A 16,642-nucleotide genomic window follows, 5' to 3' on the forward strand; every position below is an offset into this window, starting at 1 on the left:
TTTAACGGCTTAAAATAAACCTTTACCTGCATATAACACCCACAAATAGGCGGCATTATTTCGGTACTAAATTGCGTTGGCGACGTGCCTCATAGAGACAGATTCCACTTGCAACAGAAACGTTCAAACTTTCTACGCTACCGAACATGGGAATGCTAACCAGCGCATCGCAAGTTTCAGCAGTGATGCGTCGAAGACCTGTGCCCTCTGCCCCTAGCACTAATGCAATGGGGCCCTCAAACTTGGTCGCAAAAAGATCATGCTCGGCCTCGGCGGCGGCACCTACTATCCAGACGCCAGCATCTTTAAGTTCTCGTAACGTGCGCGCAAGATTAGTGACCGCGATAAATGGCACAGTCTCGGCTGCGCCACAAGCCACTTTACGCACGGTAGCATTTAAACCCACTGCTCTATCTTTAGGGGCGATGACTGCATGCACACCCATTGCATCTGCCACACGCAGACAGGCACCAAGATTATGTGGATCTTCGACGCCATCAAGCACGAGGAAAAATGGCGCTTCAGTTAAATCAGACTCCAGAATATCGTGAATATCTTTGTAAGGAATGGGCGTGTCGATCACGCGTGCGATGACACCTTGATGCCTACCATTCGGACCAGCCATACCATCAAGGCGCGAACGCTCAACCTGCATCAGTCGCACGCCCGCTGAGTCGGCCATGTTTAATAAATCTTTCATGCGCGCATCTACACGATCACGATCGATCAATACTTCTTGAATACTTGCAGCATGTTGTCTCATGCGACTTAATACCGCATGAAAGCCAAATAAAATACGGGTGTCACTCATTATCTTTTACTTACTTTCTTGTTTCTGGCGCCAGTTTTACCAGCGATTGATTTTTTAGCAGTCGATTTCTCCAAGGGGTTACTCGTACCTGCTTTACGCGGTGACTTGGCTGACGTTTTAGCTTGATGACTACGAGAACCGGAAGGTTTATCGAAAGGCGAAGTTGTACTTTTTGCAGACAAGCTTTTAGGTTTTCTCGTACCAGTATCCGTCGATGCCTCTTCAACAAAGCCATCCAGTGGCGCTAAGGTGAAGTCGATCTTACTGGTTTCGAGGTCGACACGGCTAACCTTAACGCGTAAGCGGTCACCTAGACGGTATTTTACACCGGTACGCTCGCCAGACATCTCATGCCGCGCTTTATCATAGATAAAATAATCGTTGCCGAGATCTGTGACATGCACCAAGCCCTCTACATAGATACCATCTAACGCAACGAACAAACCGAAACTGGTCACGCCAGCCACAGTGCCATCAAATACTTCACCGATCTTATCCTGCATGTAAAAGCACTTGAGCCATGCGTTCACATCGCGCGTGGCATCATCCGCGCGGCGTTCTGTCATTGAGCAATGCTGGCCCAGCGCGTTCCAATCGCCTGCCTTGTATTTTTCACCGTTGAGCACCGCTTTAATCGCACGGTGAATCAAAAGATCAGGGTATCTGCGAATCGGGGAAGTAAAGTGTGCGTATGACTCATAGGCCAAACCAAAATGGCCGATATTATCCGGGCTATATACCGCTTGTTGCATGGAGCGTAGCAAAACCGTCTGTAAAAGCTGCTCATCTGGGCGCCCTTTGATGCGCGCCAGTAATTTTCCGTAATCTTTAGCGTGTGGTGTATCGCCGCCGCCTACACCAAAACCAAACTCTCCCATGAACGTGCGTAAGGCTTCCAACTTCTCAGGAGTTGGCCCTTCATGAATACGGTAAAGCGCAGGATGTTCATTTTCCTTAAGAAAGTCTGAAGCGCAAACGTTAGCAGCCAGCATGCACTCCTCAATCAGGCGGTGCGCATCATTTCTTGATGTGGCATCAATTCTCTCGATCTTGCCGTTATCGTTGAAGATCATGAGGGTTTCTTGGCTATCGAACTCAATCGCGCCACGCTTTTCACGTGCTGCCAGCAGTATCTTGTAAAGCGCATACAGATGCTGCACATGTGGCATTAACCAAGCATTTTCTTTTACCAGCGGGCTTTCCGGGTCAGTCAGCATTTCATAGACTTTGGTATAAGTCATACGCGCTTTTGACCGCATCACCGATGGGTAGAATTTATAGCGTTTAACGGTACCATTACCATCTACCTGCATGTCACATACCATACACATGCGCTCGACATCAGGGTTCAATGAACATAGTCCATTTGAAAGTGCCTCTGGCAACATGGGAATCACACGCCGAGGGAAGTACACCGAGTTGCCGCGGTCATAAGCCTCTTTATCCAGCGCATCACCGGGCTTCACATAAAAGCTCACATCCGCAATCGCGACTACCAAGCGCCAGCCTTTACCTTGCGGTTCGCAGAACACGGCATCGTCAAAGTCGCGCGCGGTTTCACCATCAATGGTGATAAGCGGCATTTCTCTTAAATCTATCCGGCCTTTGTAATCTGCAGGCTGTACTAACTTCGGGTACTTCTCTGCTAATTTTGTAGCTTCATGTGAGAATTCATATGGCAATTGATGTTTACGTAAGGCAATTTCGATTTCCATACCAGAATCAGCATAATTGCCCAGCACCTCGACAACCTTACCCATCGGTTTGGCATGCGCACTTGGTTGCGTAGTAAGTTCCACCATCACAACCTGGCCATTCTTTGCATCCATATCCAAATGATAAGGAATGAGGATATCTTTATTGATGCGCTTATCTTCTGCAGCAACAATCGTGACACCCTGCTCACGTATCACTCGACCGACTAGCTTAGTCGTTGGTCTTTCCAGCACCTCGACGATCTTGCCCTCAGGTCTGCCACGGCGGTCAAATCCGGCCTGCCTTACCATCACACGGTCACCGTGCATCACCTCTGACATTTCTCTGGCACTCAGGAACAAATCATCGCCGCCATTATCAGGGACAAGGAAACCGAAACCATCGGGATGCCCCTGCACCTTGCCTGCAATCAGGTGTAACTTCTCGGCGATACATAACGCACCTTTGCGATTACGCATGATCTGACCTTCGCGCTCCATCGCGTTCAGCCTGCGATTAAAGATGATCTGCTCATCCTCACCGATGTGCAGCAACTCATAAAGCTGCTCCACACTGACAGGCACACCCTGTTCAGTCATTTTATCTAGGATGAATTCACGACTAGGTAAAGGATTCTCATAGTTCTCAGCCTCACGCTTGGCATATGGATCAGCCTGCCGACTTAACACCACCTTCCCAGACCCAGCCTGAGTCGCTGCACGCGGACTTTTCGCTTTAGTAGGCGCGCCCTTATCTGCGAAGGATTTCTTTTTATTATTAGCGGGGCCCACTGGCTGTTTTTTTCTCGTTGACAAAGTATGTCTTTCCTATAAAATTTGCGCTCTTTGTAAGCCCAGATGGCGGAATTGGTAGACGCGCATGGTTCAGGTCCATGTGCCTTCGGGTGTGGAGGTTCGAGTCCTCTTCTGGGCACCACAGTCACTATATTGCATACATATTTCAATAGTGTGTGATTCCTACATGAATAGCATGTAAGTCATTGGGCTTATTATCGCACGTAATTGTTATGCTTTACCATTCGGTTAGGCTCGCGAACTACAAATCCCACTGATACAAGACGCTGACTTAAATATGGAGAAATTCCGTAAAAATCAGGCATCAATATCGTCTTCCTTATCAAAAAAATCCAGTTTAAGCAAAAGCTGCTATATATAAGCTCGCTATATATTAATACTAAAGAATCATATAAAAGCGCTATAAGATATGCTTAAATTAACAGCATATAATTAAATAAAGTAGGAGAATAAAATGGCAACATTAAGACTAGGCGATACAGCGCCCGACTTCACCCAAAATTCAAGCATAGGCTCTATTTCATTCCACGAATGGCTTGGTGATAGCTGGGGGATCCTATTTTCCCATCCGGCAGATTACACGCCGGTTTGCACAACAGAATTAGGCGCCACAGCCAAGCTGGCTGGTGAATTCAAAAAGCGCAATGTAAAAGCCATTGCGTTATCTGTTGACCCAGTCGAGTCGCATCATGGTTGGATCAAAGATATCAACGAGACACAATCCACTACCGTTAACTTTCCTATTCTGGCGGATAAGGACAAAAAGGTATCGAATCTGTATGACCTTATACATCCCAATGCCAGCACGACAGCTACAGTTCGCTCTGTATTTATCATTGACCCCAATAAGAAGATTCGTCTGACATTGACCTACCCCGCGAGCACAGGCCGAAACTTTGATGAGCTATTACGCGTGATCGATTCATTGCAGTTGACGGAATACCATAGTGTAGCAACACCAGCGAACTGGAAAGATGGGGATGACGTTGTCATCGTGCCATCAATTACCGACCCAGAAGTGTTGAAAACAAAATTCCCTAAAGGTTTTAAAGCGGTCAAACCTTATTTACGCTTGACTCCACAACCTAATAAGTAATCACTCAACCCCATAAGAGCCTTCCCATGCATACAAAGGGAGGCGTTATGGGGTTTTCTATTGCCAATCGCATGAGAAAACATGCGATTCATGCCATACTTCCGCCTGCGATAACATCCATCATTTATTAACTCAGAATTAAAGCCATGCACACTATTGAATTCTCCTTGCGCAACGAATATGTCGAGCTTTGCAACCTGTTAAAACTGGTTGGGCTGGCAGATAGTGGGGGTCGCGGTAAAACCATGGTTGCTGAAGGATTAGTCAAAGTAGATGGTGAGGTCGACCTTAGAAAAACAGCAAAAATCCGTGCAGGACAAATCGTTGAATGTGAGGGAACAACCATTACGGTCCTTCCAGCATCACTTCATTCGGAAGATGGAATCTAAAGCATGGCACTAAAATCAACCATCCATAAAGTAGACCTGCAAATCGCGGATATGGATCGCAATTACTATGCGCAGCATAATCTGACGATCGCAAGGCATCCATCAGAGACAGATGAACGCATGATGGTACGCTTGATCGCCTTCATCTTATTTGCAGAAGATTCAATGGCTTTTGCTAAAGGCTTGAGTGCCGAGGATGAGCCTGATCTATGGTTAAAGGACCTGACAGGCGCAATTGAATTATGGATAGACGTTGGCCTGCCTGACGAACGCGAAGTACGTAAAGCCTGTGGACGTGCGAAGCATGTGGCTGTGATACTTTATGGGGGTAGAACAGCTGACATGTGGTGGAGTCAGAATGAAAAGTCATTGACCAAGCAGAACCACCTGACGATTATCAATTTACCAGACACGGCAGGCCTATCAGCGTTAACCGAGCGCACCATGTCGCTCAGTTGCAATATTCAGGATGGAACAATCTGGTTGAATTCTGAAACTGGCACAATTGAGATTACACCACAGATACTGAAAAAACCCGCTAACGGCTAATCTTTTAAAGCCTAATCTTTTAAAGCATAGATCGCTGGCAGGTTACGCCACCAGCCATAAACATCCATCCCACAACCAAAAACATACTTATTCGGAACGGTAAGCCCTACAAAATCGGCTGTAATTGGCTTGCTTCTTCCTGTATCTTTCTCTGCAAGTACTGCAATAATGACTTTTTCAGCGCCCTGCTCTAGACATTTACGCTTGATTTCGACCAAGGTATGGCCTTCATCAAGAATGTCATCAAGCAGCAATACGGTGCGCCCTTGAACGTTATCACGAGGCAAGACTTTCCAATCCAGCTGCTGCCCAGCAATTTGATTGTGGTAACGACTAACCTGCACATAGTCAAATTCCAATGGGAAATTCAACTTGGGCAATAATCGCCCGGAAAATACCACAGCTCCACCCATGACACACATCACAAGCGGACAAGCATCATGCAAGTTTTGATTTAGCTCTTGGGCTAATCGATCAACCGCGAGATTAACAACCTCCTCACCATGAACAAGAACTGAGTCTGCAAGTAATTGTTCAGGTAAGATTTTCTTATTCGACAATTAGGTACCCTTGATAGCAATCAAGTTAGTGTTGGCTTAACTTTACGCAAGTAATCCAGAAACTCCCCACCAATCTCGGGGTGACGCAGTGCGTACTCTACATTGGCTTTCATGTACCCAAGCTTGCTACCGCAGTCAAACCGCTTGCCTTCAAAACGGAATGCCAAAATACGCTCATGTGCCATAAGTGCAGCGATACCATCTGTTAACTGAATTTCACCGCCTTTACCTGGCTGCACATTCTCCAAACACTCAAAAATCCGTGGTGTCAGAATATAACGACCAACGACAGCTAGTGTAGATGGCGCATCTGCCGGTTTAGGCTTCTCTACAATGCCATTCAGCTTTAATATATTCGGTTCTACTTCAACAGCATCGACAATACCGTAACTACCGGTCTCACTTGGCAGCACATCCTCAACGCCTAATACTGAGTTACCTTGTTTTCTGAATAACTCAACCATTTGCGCCATTGCGGGCGTGCCTTCCGAATGAATCAAATCATCGGCAAGAATGACGGAGAAAGGTTCATTGCCCACTACCGGCTTGGCTAGCAAAACAGCGTGTCCAAGACCCAAGGCTTCTGGTTGGCGAATGTATATACAAGAAACGCCCTTAGGGATGATGCCATGCATCTGCTCTAGTATTTCAGTCTTGCCGCTTGCTTTAAGCGATAACTCTAGCTCAAGTGATTTATCGAAATGATCAGGAATCGCGCGTTTATTACGCCCAATAATAAAGATAAGCTCTGTTGCACCAGCCGCGATTGCTTCTTCGACAGCGTACTGAACTAAGGGTTTATCAACGATAGGCAGCATTTCTTTGGGGCTTGCTTTAGTGGCTGGCAGAAAACGTGTCCCTAAACCTGCCACGGGAAAAACAGCTTTTGTTATTTTATTCAATTTTTTAAAACCCTCTCTAAATCCTAATGAACAGTTGAAGATCTTGGCGCTAGCGGTACCTGATGGTTCTGTTTATCAGCATGAATATCGCCCGTATATTCTTCCACCCACATCTTCAACTCTTGTTTAATGATGACTTCATCCAACACAATCGTACTCTCTATCCATTTAAGCAATGCTTTTACCCATGCCTTATCCGCTGATCTGGCTACAGCAATACGAAGCTTATCGTGCGGTGTTGGTAATGTGAGTTCGTCATCGGCCAGGAGTTCCTCATAAAGTTTCTCTCCAGGACGCAAACCAGTATATTTAACCTCTATTTCACTTTCATGTAACCCTGATAATCGGATCATATCTAGTGCAAGATCAGCAATACGGACAGGCTCGCCCATATCAAGTACAAATACCTCCGCACCAGTCCCCATAAGCCCGGCCTGCATCACCAGCTGCGCAGCCTCGGGGATAGACATAAAGTAGCGCGTGATATCAGGATGGGTGACGGTCACAGGACCACCGGCAGCAATCTGCTCTCGAAATTTAGGAATCACGCTACCGCTACTACCAAGCACGTTACCGAATCGAACAATCACAAACCTTGTACCGGATTTATCCTGCAAGCCTTGGCAGACCATCTCGGCCAACCGTTTACTGGCACCCATCACGTTAGTCGGATTGACTGCCTTATCGGTAGAGACAAGCACGAATTTCTCAACACCCATCTCTTTGCAGACTTTTGCCAGCGTGTAGGTACCAACCACATTATTCGACAAGGCTTCTGTTACGTTCTCTGCTTCCATCATGGGCACATGCTTATAGGCAGCCGCATGAAACACGACGGATGGCTTATATTTCTGCAATACCGTTTTCAAACGCTTTTCGTTCTTAATGTCTCCCACCACATAGATTACTTGGGCAGGAATTAAATGCTTTGAGAACTCCTGTTCGAGTCGGTAAAGAGAAAATTCTGAGATATCAAAACATACTAGCGTTTTTGGTCTGTATTTAACGATTTGCCTACATAATTCTGAGCCTATGGAACCGCCCGCCCCGCTTACCATTGCAACTCGCTCATCCAGTAACTCATGCAGTCCATCATCATCCAGCTTGACTGACTCTCGCCCTAGAAGATCCTCCACATCGACAGGTCTAATCTGGGAGATACTGACCTTACCACTCATGAGATCATCAAATGAAGGCACGGTAAGTACAGTAAGATTATTGTCTTTTGCAAGATTCACCGCATTGCGACGAATCTGTTGCGTAACATCAGGCATCGCAATAATCACATGCTGTACATTCAATCTATCTGCAAATTCGGGAAGCTCCGTCATGTTCCCAAGCACCTTAACGCCAAACAGTTCGCGACCAAACATTGTCTTGTCATTACCAAGCAAGCCCACGACACGCCACTCATGGCTTTTTGCCAAATCTTTCAGCAAGGTAATTGCTACATCTCCGCTTCCCAGAATGAGCACCGGTTTGCCAATCATGGTGGTGAGCCCATACAGCTTGTGCTCTTTCCAATAACGGTAAGTAAATCTACTCCCCCCCATAAATAATAACAGCAATATCGGATCAAGGATAAGCACCGACCGAGGCACAATCACATGCGGTTTGAACATAAAGATTAAAGCAACAACAATAAAAGCAGCAGTAGCGACTGCCAAGAGAATTCGTTTGAGGTCAGGCAAACTGGCAAAACGCCAAACGCCTCGATATAAACCAAAATTGATAAAAAAGAATACTTGTAAAGGCACAACCCACAATGAAGTATAGGTTAGAGTTTCAATAAATGAAGAAGGAATTTCGAAATTGAATCGTAAGGCAAATGCGATATACCAAGCAAAAATTGCAGCAACGATATCATGAACGACTGCAGAAGCAGTACGAGGGTTCGCTAAACGTTTGAGGTGGGTAAATTCAGTAGGGCCCCTTTTAACTTTTGGCAATTTTTATAGTTCCTATATCTATGTTTTATAACATTCTACGCAAACTGACTTATCTTGAGGCAGAAAAATCATTCCACCTACCATCAATAATTCTTATTAGAACTACATAGACCACCGCCCAAGAAATAAAAACAAAAAAGCATACTTGGGATACTTTAATAGCAATCAAAGAACTAATCGATATACCCAGCATTAATACATATTCAACTATTGCAGTCTTCGCATGTCCCCACCCCATTTGTACAATTCGTTGATAATAATGATTACGATGCGCCTCCCACACTTTCTCTCGCGCAAACAACCTCTTTATTAAAGTCACTGTCGCATCGACAATAAATGGCGAAAAAACGAGTATTGGAAACCAAAATGGCCAAAGGGATTGTTGCCACCCCCATAAACCAATTGCTGAGGCAAAAAACCCAAGAGGGATGGAGCCTGAGTCCCCCATAAAAATCTTTGCAGGATAAAAATTAAATATCAGGAATGCCAAACTTGCACTAGCTAAACTTGCACATAACATAACCAACTCAGAGTGCCCTGAAATATACGCAGCAATAGCGTATGTGCTGAATCCAAAAAATGCCATGCCCCCTGCCAATCCATCGGAGCCATCCATAAAGTTATAGAGATTCACCATCCAAACCATTGCGAGCAATAATAAGGGCATAACCCATAGAGTAACGTTCGAAGGGTGAAGCGCAAGAAATACTGAGCAAACTACAATTTGAGCTAGAAAGCGCCAGCGTGCTTTTAACCCACGAATATCATCAATCAGCGAAATGGCTATCAGCACCAGTGGCAATAGCAACCATTCCCAAGACACACCACTGAGCACCCATGTAATCAAGACACCAAACATCATCGCCAAACCGCCAGTTCTAGGCGTGATTTTCGTATGCAATGAACGATTATTGGGTTTGTCTGTGGCTAAAAACTTTAGCTTGGTTTTGAGCAATAAAAACAAACCCAATAAGGTTAGAGAAAAACTAAAAATAACATCAATCATTTATTTGGCCTTTGGCCCGCTATTCAACTCTCTAAACCAGTCAGTTGTAGCTTGCAATCCCTGCTTCATTGTGTAAGGCGGCTGCCAACCAAGTTCGTTCCTGATTTTAGAACCATTAATCTCCAGCGATTGAGTAAGCCTGTCAACAGCAGTTGATCTACCAAGTAATTTAGCACCGAATCGCATAAGCGAAAGCGAAAGTGGGAAAACTCTGCTTGGTCGCTGCATGGCTAATGCAATATCGCTAATCAGCTGAGGGGTAGAAACATCATGTCCATCGCTGAGCAAATAAGTTTGACTTGTAGCTTTAGGATGAGTCGCACATAAAATCAAAGCATCTACCAGATTTTCTACATAAACCATGCTGCGACGATTTTTAATCGACCCCAGTGGTAATGGCAAAGCTTTATTCACTAGTTGAAGTAATTTATAAAAATTAGCTTTTACCCCAGGTCCATAAACCAAAGGTGGCCTGACAATAACAAGCTCCATTCCAGTTTCACGACAGATTTCGTGTAAGACCCGCTCTGCTTCCCACTTGGAAACTCCATAAGAATCTTGCGGATTCGGATTGTCCGATTCAACAAATGGTTTGCCTTCTGTAAATTCACCATTAACTTTTATGGAACTCACATAAACAAATCTTTTAACACCAAATTTCGCCGCTTGCTGCGCCAGATTCTTAGTACCATAAAGGTTAACCTCCTTAAAGATGGCCAGCGGATCGCTGACGACTTCATGCATAACATGCACGCGTGCGGCAAGATGAAAAACAACGTCTATCTGATTTAATGCAGGACACCAATCTGTTGTTGCATCTAATGCAGGTATAACTAAATTGATAATTCCATCATCAAAGGTCCTTGGCGTCCGTGTATATGCTAAGACTTCATAATTTTGCTTACTGAGCTTCCTACACAGCGCTCTACCAACAAAACCATTTGCACCGGTAACCAAAACTCTTAATGGTAAAGACATTACAGAGTTATTCAGGCCGTTATTTTAGGGCGGATAAAATATTGTGGTAAACGGGACAATATTTTACGAGCTATGAAAAATGGACCTACATCCAGCCCATGTAGCTTGCACGCCTTGTAGGCCTCAAGGTTTCCTTTAAGTACTCCCTTAACGCTATTATTCGATGTACCGCCCACACGCATCTTAACCCATATCTTTGGAACATAAACTGACTTGATCCTGTTCACCTCAAGTAAGCGCATTGTTAATTCAAAATCAGCTTGCCTAGGAAACTGAAGATTGAAATCACCCAAATTTTCGTACACCTTCCGCCGCACAAAAAAAGTGGGGTGTGCAGGCATCCATCCCTTTCTGAATAGTCCAGGGATAAAACTTCGTGATTTCCAGTATCGTACGACCTTGTCAGTATATTGCTGATTTACATACACAAGATCTGCATAACACGCATCCACACTAGGGTTTTCAAAGACTTCAGCAACTTCCGCAAGCACTGTCTCGGAGGCATAAAAGTCATCCGCATTTAATAACCCAATGATTTCACCTGTCGCCATTTTTAGGCCTTTATTCATAGCATCATAAATGCCATTATCAGCCTCAGAAACATAATGAGACACGCTGGCTGCAGCACTTACAATATCCATTGTGAGATCTTTAGATAAGCCATCAACGATAATGTGCTCTTTCTTAGCATAGTTTTGAGTGGCAACTGATTCAATGGTATCAGCAATAGTATTAGCGCTATTGAAGCAAACCGTAACAATTGATATTTTCATAGTTTTCCAGATTGAATCTTTACCACCATGTCTGAAAATACCTTAGCAAAAGTAGCTACCCGTAAATTCGATTGGCTTAATGCAGATGCGCTTGATTGAAATTTTTCTTCTAAAGATAGCTGTTTATAATTGAGCAACAATTCAGCTAGCTGATCAGGATTATTAGCATCAAAATAAATTGCATCATCTCCAGCCTGCTCTTTATGTACATTTAAATCAGACAATATCATCCCTACACCTAAAGATTTCGCTTCTTCAACAGTTGTGCTCCACCCTTCAAACCTAGAGGGGTTAATGATTGCTGCACTTGCTTGCATTAGCGCTTGAACGTGCTGATAGGGGATCACCCCTAAAGTCCTAAAATAAGGCTCAAGACCATAAGCCTCAACCATTGCTTTTATTTTAGGAAAGTAGGTTTTATCTCTATGGTCATTCTGGTTGCCAGACACAGCAATAACAACTTCTTTACCATCACGCCTTAGAATATTAAGTGCTTGAACTACACACTCATGATTTTTATGTCGCCAAAATTGATTTGGCATATAAAAAAAATGCTCTGGTAAACCATACTCATCAATCACATCTTTTGGCCTCTGATTAACCAATTCAACAGGTACTGCAAACTTTACAACATGGATTTTTTCCAATGCTAAAGAATAAAATTTAAGGAAATCTGACCTTGCATCTTCACTACTCAACATAATGTGACGGCCACCAGCAATTTGTACACGAAACCCAATTTCACGCTTCCAGTAAGCGAGGAAACCAAATAAATGTCTGAGACGTCGGTGTTGCAAATCAGGAATCCATGCGATTACTTTAAATGGGAAACGCCAGCCATAAAAATCTGCTGATTCAAATACCACATCAATTTGATGCTGCGCAAAAATATCTGCAGTAGATTGGTCAATCCCCCAAACCAGAGCTTTGAGTAAACGAGGTAACTTATTATCTTGATTAAACACCTCTGACTGGACCATGATTAACCCATGAATACCAGAGAATCTTGTCAGAATATCTGAACTAACATCCAGCCCCATGAAAAGCACTGGCTGAATACGCACATGTTCATACTCCAATATTGATTTTATTAAGTTTACCTGATAATTCAAGCCACCAACCCAAGTGCGGCCACCTATCAAGCTAAACCCAATACTCGTCAATGCTTTCTCACTTTGAACCAGTCAACTACTTCTTTTATGCCTTCAGCAAGCGGCACCTGAGCATTATGCCCAAAGCTCGTTGCCAAACTAGTATCAGCGACTAAACTTTGAGGGTCACCTTTTCTAGCAACTCCACTAAATTCAACTGCGTGGTGCTTCCCCCAAGCTGCGACCACAAGTTTTGCCACACTGTGAATTGATGTTGCTATACCAGTACCGCCATTTATAACATCCAGCGACACATCTCGATTCCCAAGACTGCATAGTAAATTTGCTGCATCGGAAACATGCAACCAATCCCTTAGCTCCATACCAGTTCCATTTAAGACTATTTTATCGCCTTCAGACTTGGATAATTTCTGACATATATCCCAAAGCAACTGCTTTTCAAGACCGGCACCATACACTGAAAACAACCTCACAATAGTAGTATTGAGATCAAACGATTCACGATATGAATCAAATAATTTCTCCAACATACTTTTGTGAAAACCATAGGGAGAATAAGGATGTCCTAAATCATTTTCTTTGATGGGACAGTCGAAACTTGAACCATAAACAGCCGCACTAGAGGTACCTATCACCTTTGTTTTTGGCGAAACTTGCCTTACCCACTCCAACAAACGAGCTGTAGTATCAACAGTACGCTGAAAGTCTTCATATGGATTTTGAATCGAAGGACCAACTGCTGAGCCTCCAGCAAGATGATAAATGGTTTCTGGCAAGCCAGCTTGAGAAGCTAGATGATTTAAACTTGCAAAATCAATTTCAGCATTCATCCATGACTCATAAGACCATTGTATGCAATCTTCTTGGGACCAAGAACCATGCCCAATCCCAAATACCTTCTTTTGGTTACTCGCAATGGTCTTAGCCAGATTCCGTCCGATAAAGCCCTTACCACCAGTAATCCAGATAGAATTCATAGTCATTTAGTTAAATAACTGTTTAACTGAAGTAGTTTGCTGCAAATCAATATCAAAAAGTGGTAGCTCTGCAAGTAAATCCAATCTTTGATCAAAATCAAGAAATGTTAAATTTCCGTGCTTATCTCTTGACTCTCGGAATTCAGACTTAACCCAAGTTTCATTTGCTTTTAATGTCTTAATGTCACCAAGTAAATCATTGCGCACAAAGAAAACATTATTACCTGCCTTATTGCTACCAACCAAAGAATAACCTTTTTCGTTAGCAAGGATAGTTAAAGCCTGAATTGAAGCACCATAATAAAGATTAGAGTAATGTTTTGCACCGCGAGTAAAAGAAGGATCATAGGGAGTAGTTACAGCCTTCGTGGCACCCCACAAACTATTGTACTCACAGACTACGATGCATGGATTCACTACATTAATCGCACTCCAAACCCAATAATCATTACCATCAATATCGACAGATAAAAGCCCTATCTCCCCTTGAATACCATTCCTCTCGATAATCTGATTGATATTATCTTTTGTAATAAATGCACAATCCGCTTTAAGGTTATGGCGCCAATAAATATGATCAGCCTTAATATAATTGATATTTTTTTCTGAACCGTCAATCACAAGCCCCGACCAGTTATTGTTGGTCAGCAAAAAACGAGTGTTTGACTCAGTGTAATTCTCAACACCGAATTCCACGAATACAGGAGATTTAATTGCAACTTTACTTATGAGGTACTGAATAACTCCATCTTCACCCCATTGGGAGAACACTTTAAATTCTGCGTTAGCTATTTCCATATGATCTAACAATATATTTTGTCTAGCCTCAATTCTCCCCAATGCGCTTTGCATAGAGGCTATTCTTGCCTCCAATCGAATGAGGAACAAAAAGAGTTGTTTTATTTTTTGCATGATGCTCAATTCAAGAGGACTTTCTTGTAATTTTTGCTTTAACTTTATTAACCATTTTTGAACTGTAATATGGCAACGAATACAGAACTTGATCTTTTAAACTCCAACCCAGTAGCCCAACTAACTCCTTTGGTTCAACATGATCTGGTACGCCGCATTCAATTTCCGCGAACACTTGATCACAAACTGCGTTTGCATATCCTTGAAAATAACTAGGATATTTTTCTTTCACGATTTTATAACTTGATTGATCCATCAAGTAATGTCGCAACTCATTTTTCTTACCTAAGACAGGCGATTTAAGAAACTGCTCAGACTTAAATTCAAAATATGGCTCATGAAAGAAGAATTTCGCCCCGAATAATTGCGAGTAAACAAAATGAGATCCAATTGTATTGCTAGCCACAACTTCAAAAAAACTAAATATATTCCTCATTCTTTGTAAGGAATTCGAGTCATAGATTGACGACCCGACAAACCAATCCAAGTGATAACTGTCAAGCAACGGTATAATTTTCCCATGGCGTAAACAATCATCATGAATACAGAAACAAACATACTTCCCTGCAGATCTCATATTGATTGCGAAACTCACCATTTCGTCAATTTGTGGATCAATATCTACATAACTTAATGAATGAGCAGGCATGAAAAGAATGCTCCCATTAGAGCGATGAATGTGTTTATTTTCTGTATAAATTATTGGCAAACCTACCGCTACAACATTCTTAATTCCATTATTACTGAGAAAATTTTTGACCTTATTCGTCCTAACTAGTCGATGAAGCTTCCACGCTTGATCCCAAGCAATCTGCTCGGGAAATTTCAATGCAGCGGTCCCCCACCCATGAGACCATGATGATAAAGTGTTCTTAATCGCAACACCAACAAACTCCGAAATATTATGGCTTGCCCCATAAAAATCTGCCTCACTTCGAACTTTTATATTATTTATGTATGGCAAAATAATATTTTTTATTGCTAGTGGGAGATTTGCTGAATAGCTGCTTCTGTGAAGATGACTCACATCTCTATTCCCTAAAAACTTAAACATTCATCACTCATTATTTTTTAAAATATGCCATGCAACGGGTGTTCCCTTTTCAATGTTGCTTGTCACCCTCATACCCAAGACTATATTCATGTATTTGGGTGGCAACCCCAAGCCTGGTCGTATTGCCTTCACATTTGTAGCTGTAAGTACATCTCCAGATTTCAAGTCTTTTACCACATACAGCGTCCGCTTATACTGTAGAGACTTTTTCTCAGCCTCTGTCGGTCCATAGCTAATTTTACCTAATGCCTTCCATGCACGCTCTGTCTCAATGACAAGCTGCTCCATCTCAGCTGGCTCCATCGAAAAAGTGCTGTCCACTCCACCATCTGCACGATTCAGTGTGAAGTGTTTCTCAATAACTGTTGCACCCAAAGCAACGCTCGCAACGGAAACACCAACGCCCATGGTATGATCAGACAATCCTATTTCACAGCTAAACATTTCTCTCATATGAGGAATAGTAGAAATATTTGTATTTTCAGGGGTTGCTGGATAGGTGCTTGTACATTTTAGCAGAATCAAATCTTTACAACCGGCCTCCCTAACCGCTCTCACCGTTTCATCGAGTTCTGCAAGTGTTGCCATGCCTGTTGAAATAATCAACGGTTTGCCTGTAGCAGCTACGCGACGGATCAGAGGTAAATCAGTGTTTTCGAAAGAGGCAATTTTGTAGCAAGGGACATTCAATGTCTCTAAAAAATCTACCGCTGAATCATCAAAAGGCGTACTAAAAGCAATCATGCCTAACTCTTTTGCACGATCAAAGATCGGTTTATGCCACTCCCAAGGTGTATATGCCTCCCCATATAACTTATATAGAGACGTACCTGCCCAAAGACTTTTTGGATCACTAATATGAAATTCACGCTCATCCAAATTCAAAGTCATGGTGTCCGGCGTGTAGGTCTGAATTTTTAGAGCATGTGCGCCTGATTTAGCAGCAGCTTCGACAATCTCCAATGCTCGCTCAAGAGATTGGTTATGGTTACCAGACATTTCAGCGATGATAAATGGCTGGCAACCCAAACCAATATTATGTTTATCTATTTTCATCTTTGTTA

The 16,642-nt window shown here is 43.1% G+C and carries 16 protein-coding genes and 1 tRNA gene; 4 read left to right on the forward strand and 13 right to left on the reverse strand.

All coding sequences use genetic code 11. From position 1 onward, the window contains the following. Positions 1-55: 55 nt before the first annotated feature. Positions 56-811 (reverse strand): 23S rRNA (guanosine(2251)-2'-O)-methyltransferase RlmB, encoded by a 756-nt coding sequence (rlmB, locus tag A7981_RS06865; RefSeq protein ID WP_067265927.1) that lies wholly within the window; start codon positions 809-811, stop codon positions 56-58. Further along, complete coding sequence (rnr, locus tag A7981_RS06870) at positions 811-3,105, reverse strand: ribonuclease R (RefSeq protein ID WP_254258534.1); 2,295 nt, start codon at positions 3,103-3,105, stop codon at positions 811-813. The genes rlmB and rnr overlap by 1 nt, the downstream gene beginning before the upstream one ends. A 252-nt stretch (positions 3,106-3,357) precedes the next feature. Here rnr and A7981_RS06875 point away from each other — a divergent pair. From A7981_RS06875 to A7981_RS06890, 4 genes are all read left to right on the forward strand, one after another. Beyond that, a tRNA-Leu gene (locus tag A7981_RS06875) sits at positions 3,358-3,442 on the forward strand. A gap of 333 nt (positions 3,443-3,775) precedes the next feature. Continuing rightward, positions 3,776-4,417, forward strand: a complete 642-nt coding sequence (locus A7981_RS06880; RefSeq protein WP_067265930.1) for a peroxiredoxin — start codon at positions 3,776-3,778, stop codon at positions 4,415-4,417. 146 nt (positions 4,418-4,563) lie between these two features. Beyond that, the gene (locus tag A7981_RS06885; RefSeq protein ID WP_174545140.1) at positions 4,564-4,806 is read left to right on the forward strand and encodes an RNA-binding S4 domain-containing protein; all 243 of its coding nucleotides are present in this window, start codon (positions 4,564-4,566) and stop codon (positions 4,804-4,806) included. Between the two features lie 3 nt (positions 4,807-4,809). Continuing rightward, a complete protein-coding gene (locus A7981_RS06890; RefSeq protein ID WP_067265932.1) occupies positions 4,810-5,355 on the forward strand; it encodes a YaeQ family protein in 546 nt (181 codons plus the stop codon). Positions 5,356-5,366: 11 nt separating this feature from the next. Here A7981_RS06890 and A7981_RS06895 read toward each other — a convergent pair whose 3' ends face one another. From A7981_RS06895 to pseI, 11 genes are read right to left on the reverse strand one after another with little or no spacing between them, the layout of a single operon-like run. Beyond that, entirely contained in the window at positions 5,367-5,915 is a 549-nt protein-coding gene (locus A7981_RS06895) for a hypoxanthine-guanine phosphoribosyltransferase (RefSeq protein ID WP_067265934.1), read from the reverse strand. Between the two features lie 20 nt (positions 5,916-5,935). Next, positions 5,936-6,817: a UTP--glucose-1-phosphate uridylyltransferase GalU gene (gene galU / locus A7981_RS06900; protein ID WP_067265936.1), complete on the reverse strand. Its 882-nt coding sequence runs from the start codon at positions 6,815-6,817 to the stop codon at positions 5,936-5,938. Between the two features lie 23 nt (positions 6,818-6,840). After that, positions 6,841-8,766, reverse strand: coding sequence for a nucleoside-diphosphate sugar epimerase/dehydratase (locus tag A7981_RS06905; protein ID WP_067265938.1), 1,926 nt, complete (start codon positions 8,764-8,766; stop codon positions 6,841-6,843). A gap of 49 nt (positions 8,767-8,815) precedes the next feature. Further along, complete coding sequence (locus A7981_RS06910; RefSeq protein WP_067265940.1) at positions 8,816-9,772, reverse strand: glycosyltransferase family 4 protein; 957 nt, start codon at positions 9,770-9,772, stop codon at positions 8,816-8,818. Then, positions 9,773-10,750, reverse strand: coding sequence for an SDR family oxidoreductase (locus A7981_RS06915; RefSeq protein WP_067265942.1), 978 nt, complete (start codon positions 10,748-10,750; stop codon positions 9,773-9,775). Positions 10,751-10,761: 11 nt separating this feature from the next. Further along, positions 10,762-11,523, reverse strand: coding sequence for a glycosyltransferase family 2 protein (locus A7981_RS06920; RefSeq protein WP_067265944.1), 762 nt, complete (start codon positions 11,521-11,523; stop codon positions 10,762-10,764). Further along, the gene (locus A7981_RS06925) at positions 11,520-12,686 is read right to left on the reverse strand and encodes a glycosyltransferase family 1 protein (protein WP_067265946.1); all 1,167 of its coding nucleotides are present in this window, start codon (positions 12,684-12,686) and stop codon (positions 11,520-11,522) included. The genes A7981_RS06920 and A7981_RS06925 overlap by 4 nt, the downstream gene beginning before the upstream one ends. Continuing rightward, positions 12,683-13,612 carry an NAD(P)-dependent oxidoreductase gene (locus A7981_RS06930; protein WP_067266660.1) on the reverse strand — a complete coding sequence of 310 codons (930 nt, stop codon included), beginning with the start codon at positions 13,610-13,612 and terminating at the stop codon, positions 12,683-12,685. The genes A7981_RS06925 and A7981_RS06930 overlap by 4 nt, the downstream gene beginning before the upstream one ends. Before the next feature lie 6 nt (positions 13,613-13,618). Next, the gene (locus A7981_RS06935) at positions 13,619-14,524 is read right to left on the reverse strand and encodes an NADH dehydrogenase (RefSeq protein WP_067265949.1); all 906 of its coding nucleotides are present in this window, start codon (positions 14,522-14,524) and stop codon (positions 13,619-13,621) included. A 10-nt stretch (positions 14,525-14,534) separates the two neighbouring features. Beyond that, positions 14,535-15,578 (reverse strand): hypothetical protein, encoded by a 1,044-nt coding sequence (locus A7981_RS06940; RefSeq protein ID WP_067265951.1) that lies wholly within the window; start codon positions 15,576-15,578, stop codon positions 14,535-14,537. Positions 15,579-15,581: 3 nt separating this feature from the next. Beyond that, a complete protein-coding gene (gene pseI, locus A7981_RS06945) occupies positions 15,582-16,634 on the reverse strand; it encodes a pseudaminic acid synthase (protein ID WP_067265954.1) in 1,053 nt (350 codons plus the stop codon). Between the last annotated feature and the right edge of the window lie 8 nt (positions 16,635-16,642).

Source organism: Methylovorus sp. MM2 (assembly GCF_001648895.1).
Classification (GTDB): domain Bacteria; phylum Pseudomonadota; class Gammaproteobacteria; order Burkholderiales; family Methylophilaceae; genus MM1.

Coding starts and splice junctions, on each gene's coding strand:
- rlmB (WP_067265927.1), bottom strand. CDS start 811: ATGAGTGACACCCGTATTTTATTTGGCTTTCATGCGGTATTAAGTCGC.
- rnr (WP_254258534.1), bottom strand. CDS start 3,105: ATGACTGAACAGGGTGTGCCTGTCAGTGTGGAGCAGCTTTATGAGTTG.
- A7981_RS06880 (WP_067265930.1), top strand. CDS start 3,776: ATGGCAACATTAAGACTAGGCGATACAGCGCCCGACTTCACCCAAAAT.
- A7981_RS06885 (WP_174545140.1), top strand. CDS start 4,564: ATGCACACTATTGAATTCTCCTTGCGCAACGAATATGTCGAGCTTTGC.
- A7981_RS06890 (WP_067265932.1), top strand. CDS start 4,810: ATGGCACTAAAATCAACCATCCATAAAGTAGACCTGCAAATCGCGGAT.
- A7981_RS06910 (WP_067265940.1), bottom strand. CDS start 9,772: ATGATTGATGTTATTTTTAGTTTTTCTCTAACCTTATTGGGTTTGTTT.
- A7981_RS06915 (WP_067265942.1), bottom strand. CDS start 10,750: ATGTCTTTACCATTAAGAGTTTTGGTTACCGGTGCAAATGGTTTTGTT.
- A7981_RS06920 (WP_067265944.1), bottom strand. CDS start 11,523: ATGAAAATATCAATTGTTACGGTTTGCTTCAATAGCGCTAATACTATT.
- A7981_RS06930 (WP_067266660.1), bottom strand. CDS start 13,612: ATGAATTCTATCTGGATTACTGGTGGTAAGGGCTTTATCGGACGGAAT.
- A7981_RS06935 (WP_067265949.1), bottom strand. CDS start 14,524: ATGCAAAAAATAAAACAACTCTTTTTGTTCCTCATTCGATTGGAGGCA.
- A7981_RS06940 (WP_067265951.1), bottom strand. CDS start 15,578: ATGTTTAAGTTTTTAGGGAATAGAGATGTGAGTCATCTTCACAGAAGC.
- pseI (WP_067265954.1), bottom strand. CDS start 16,634: ATGAAAATAGATAAACATAATATTGGTTTGGGTTGCCAGCCATTTATC.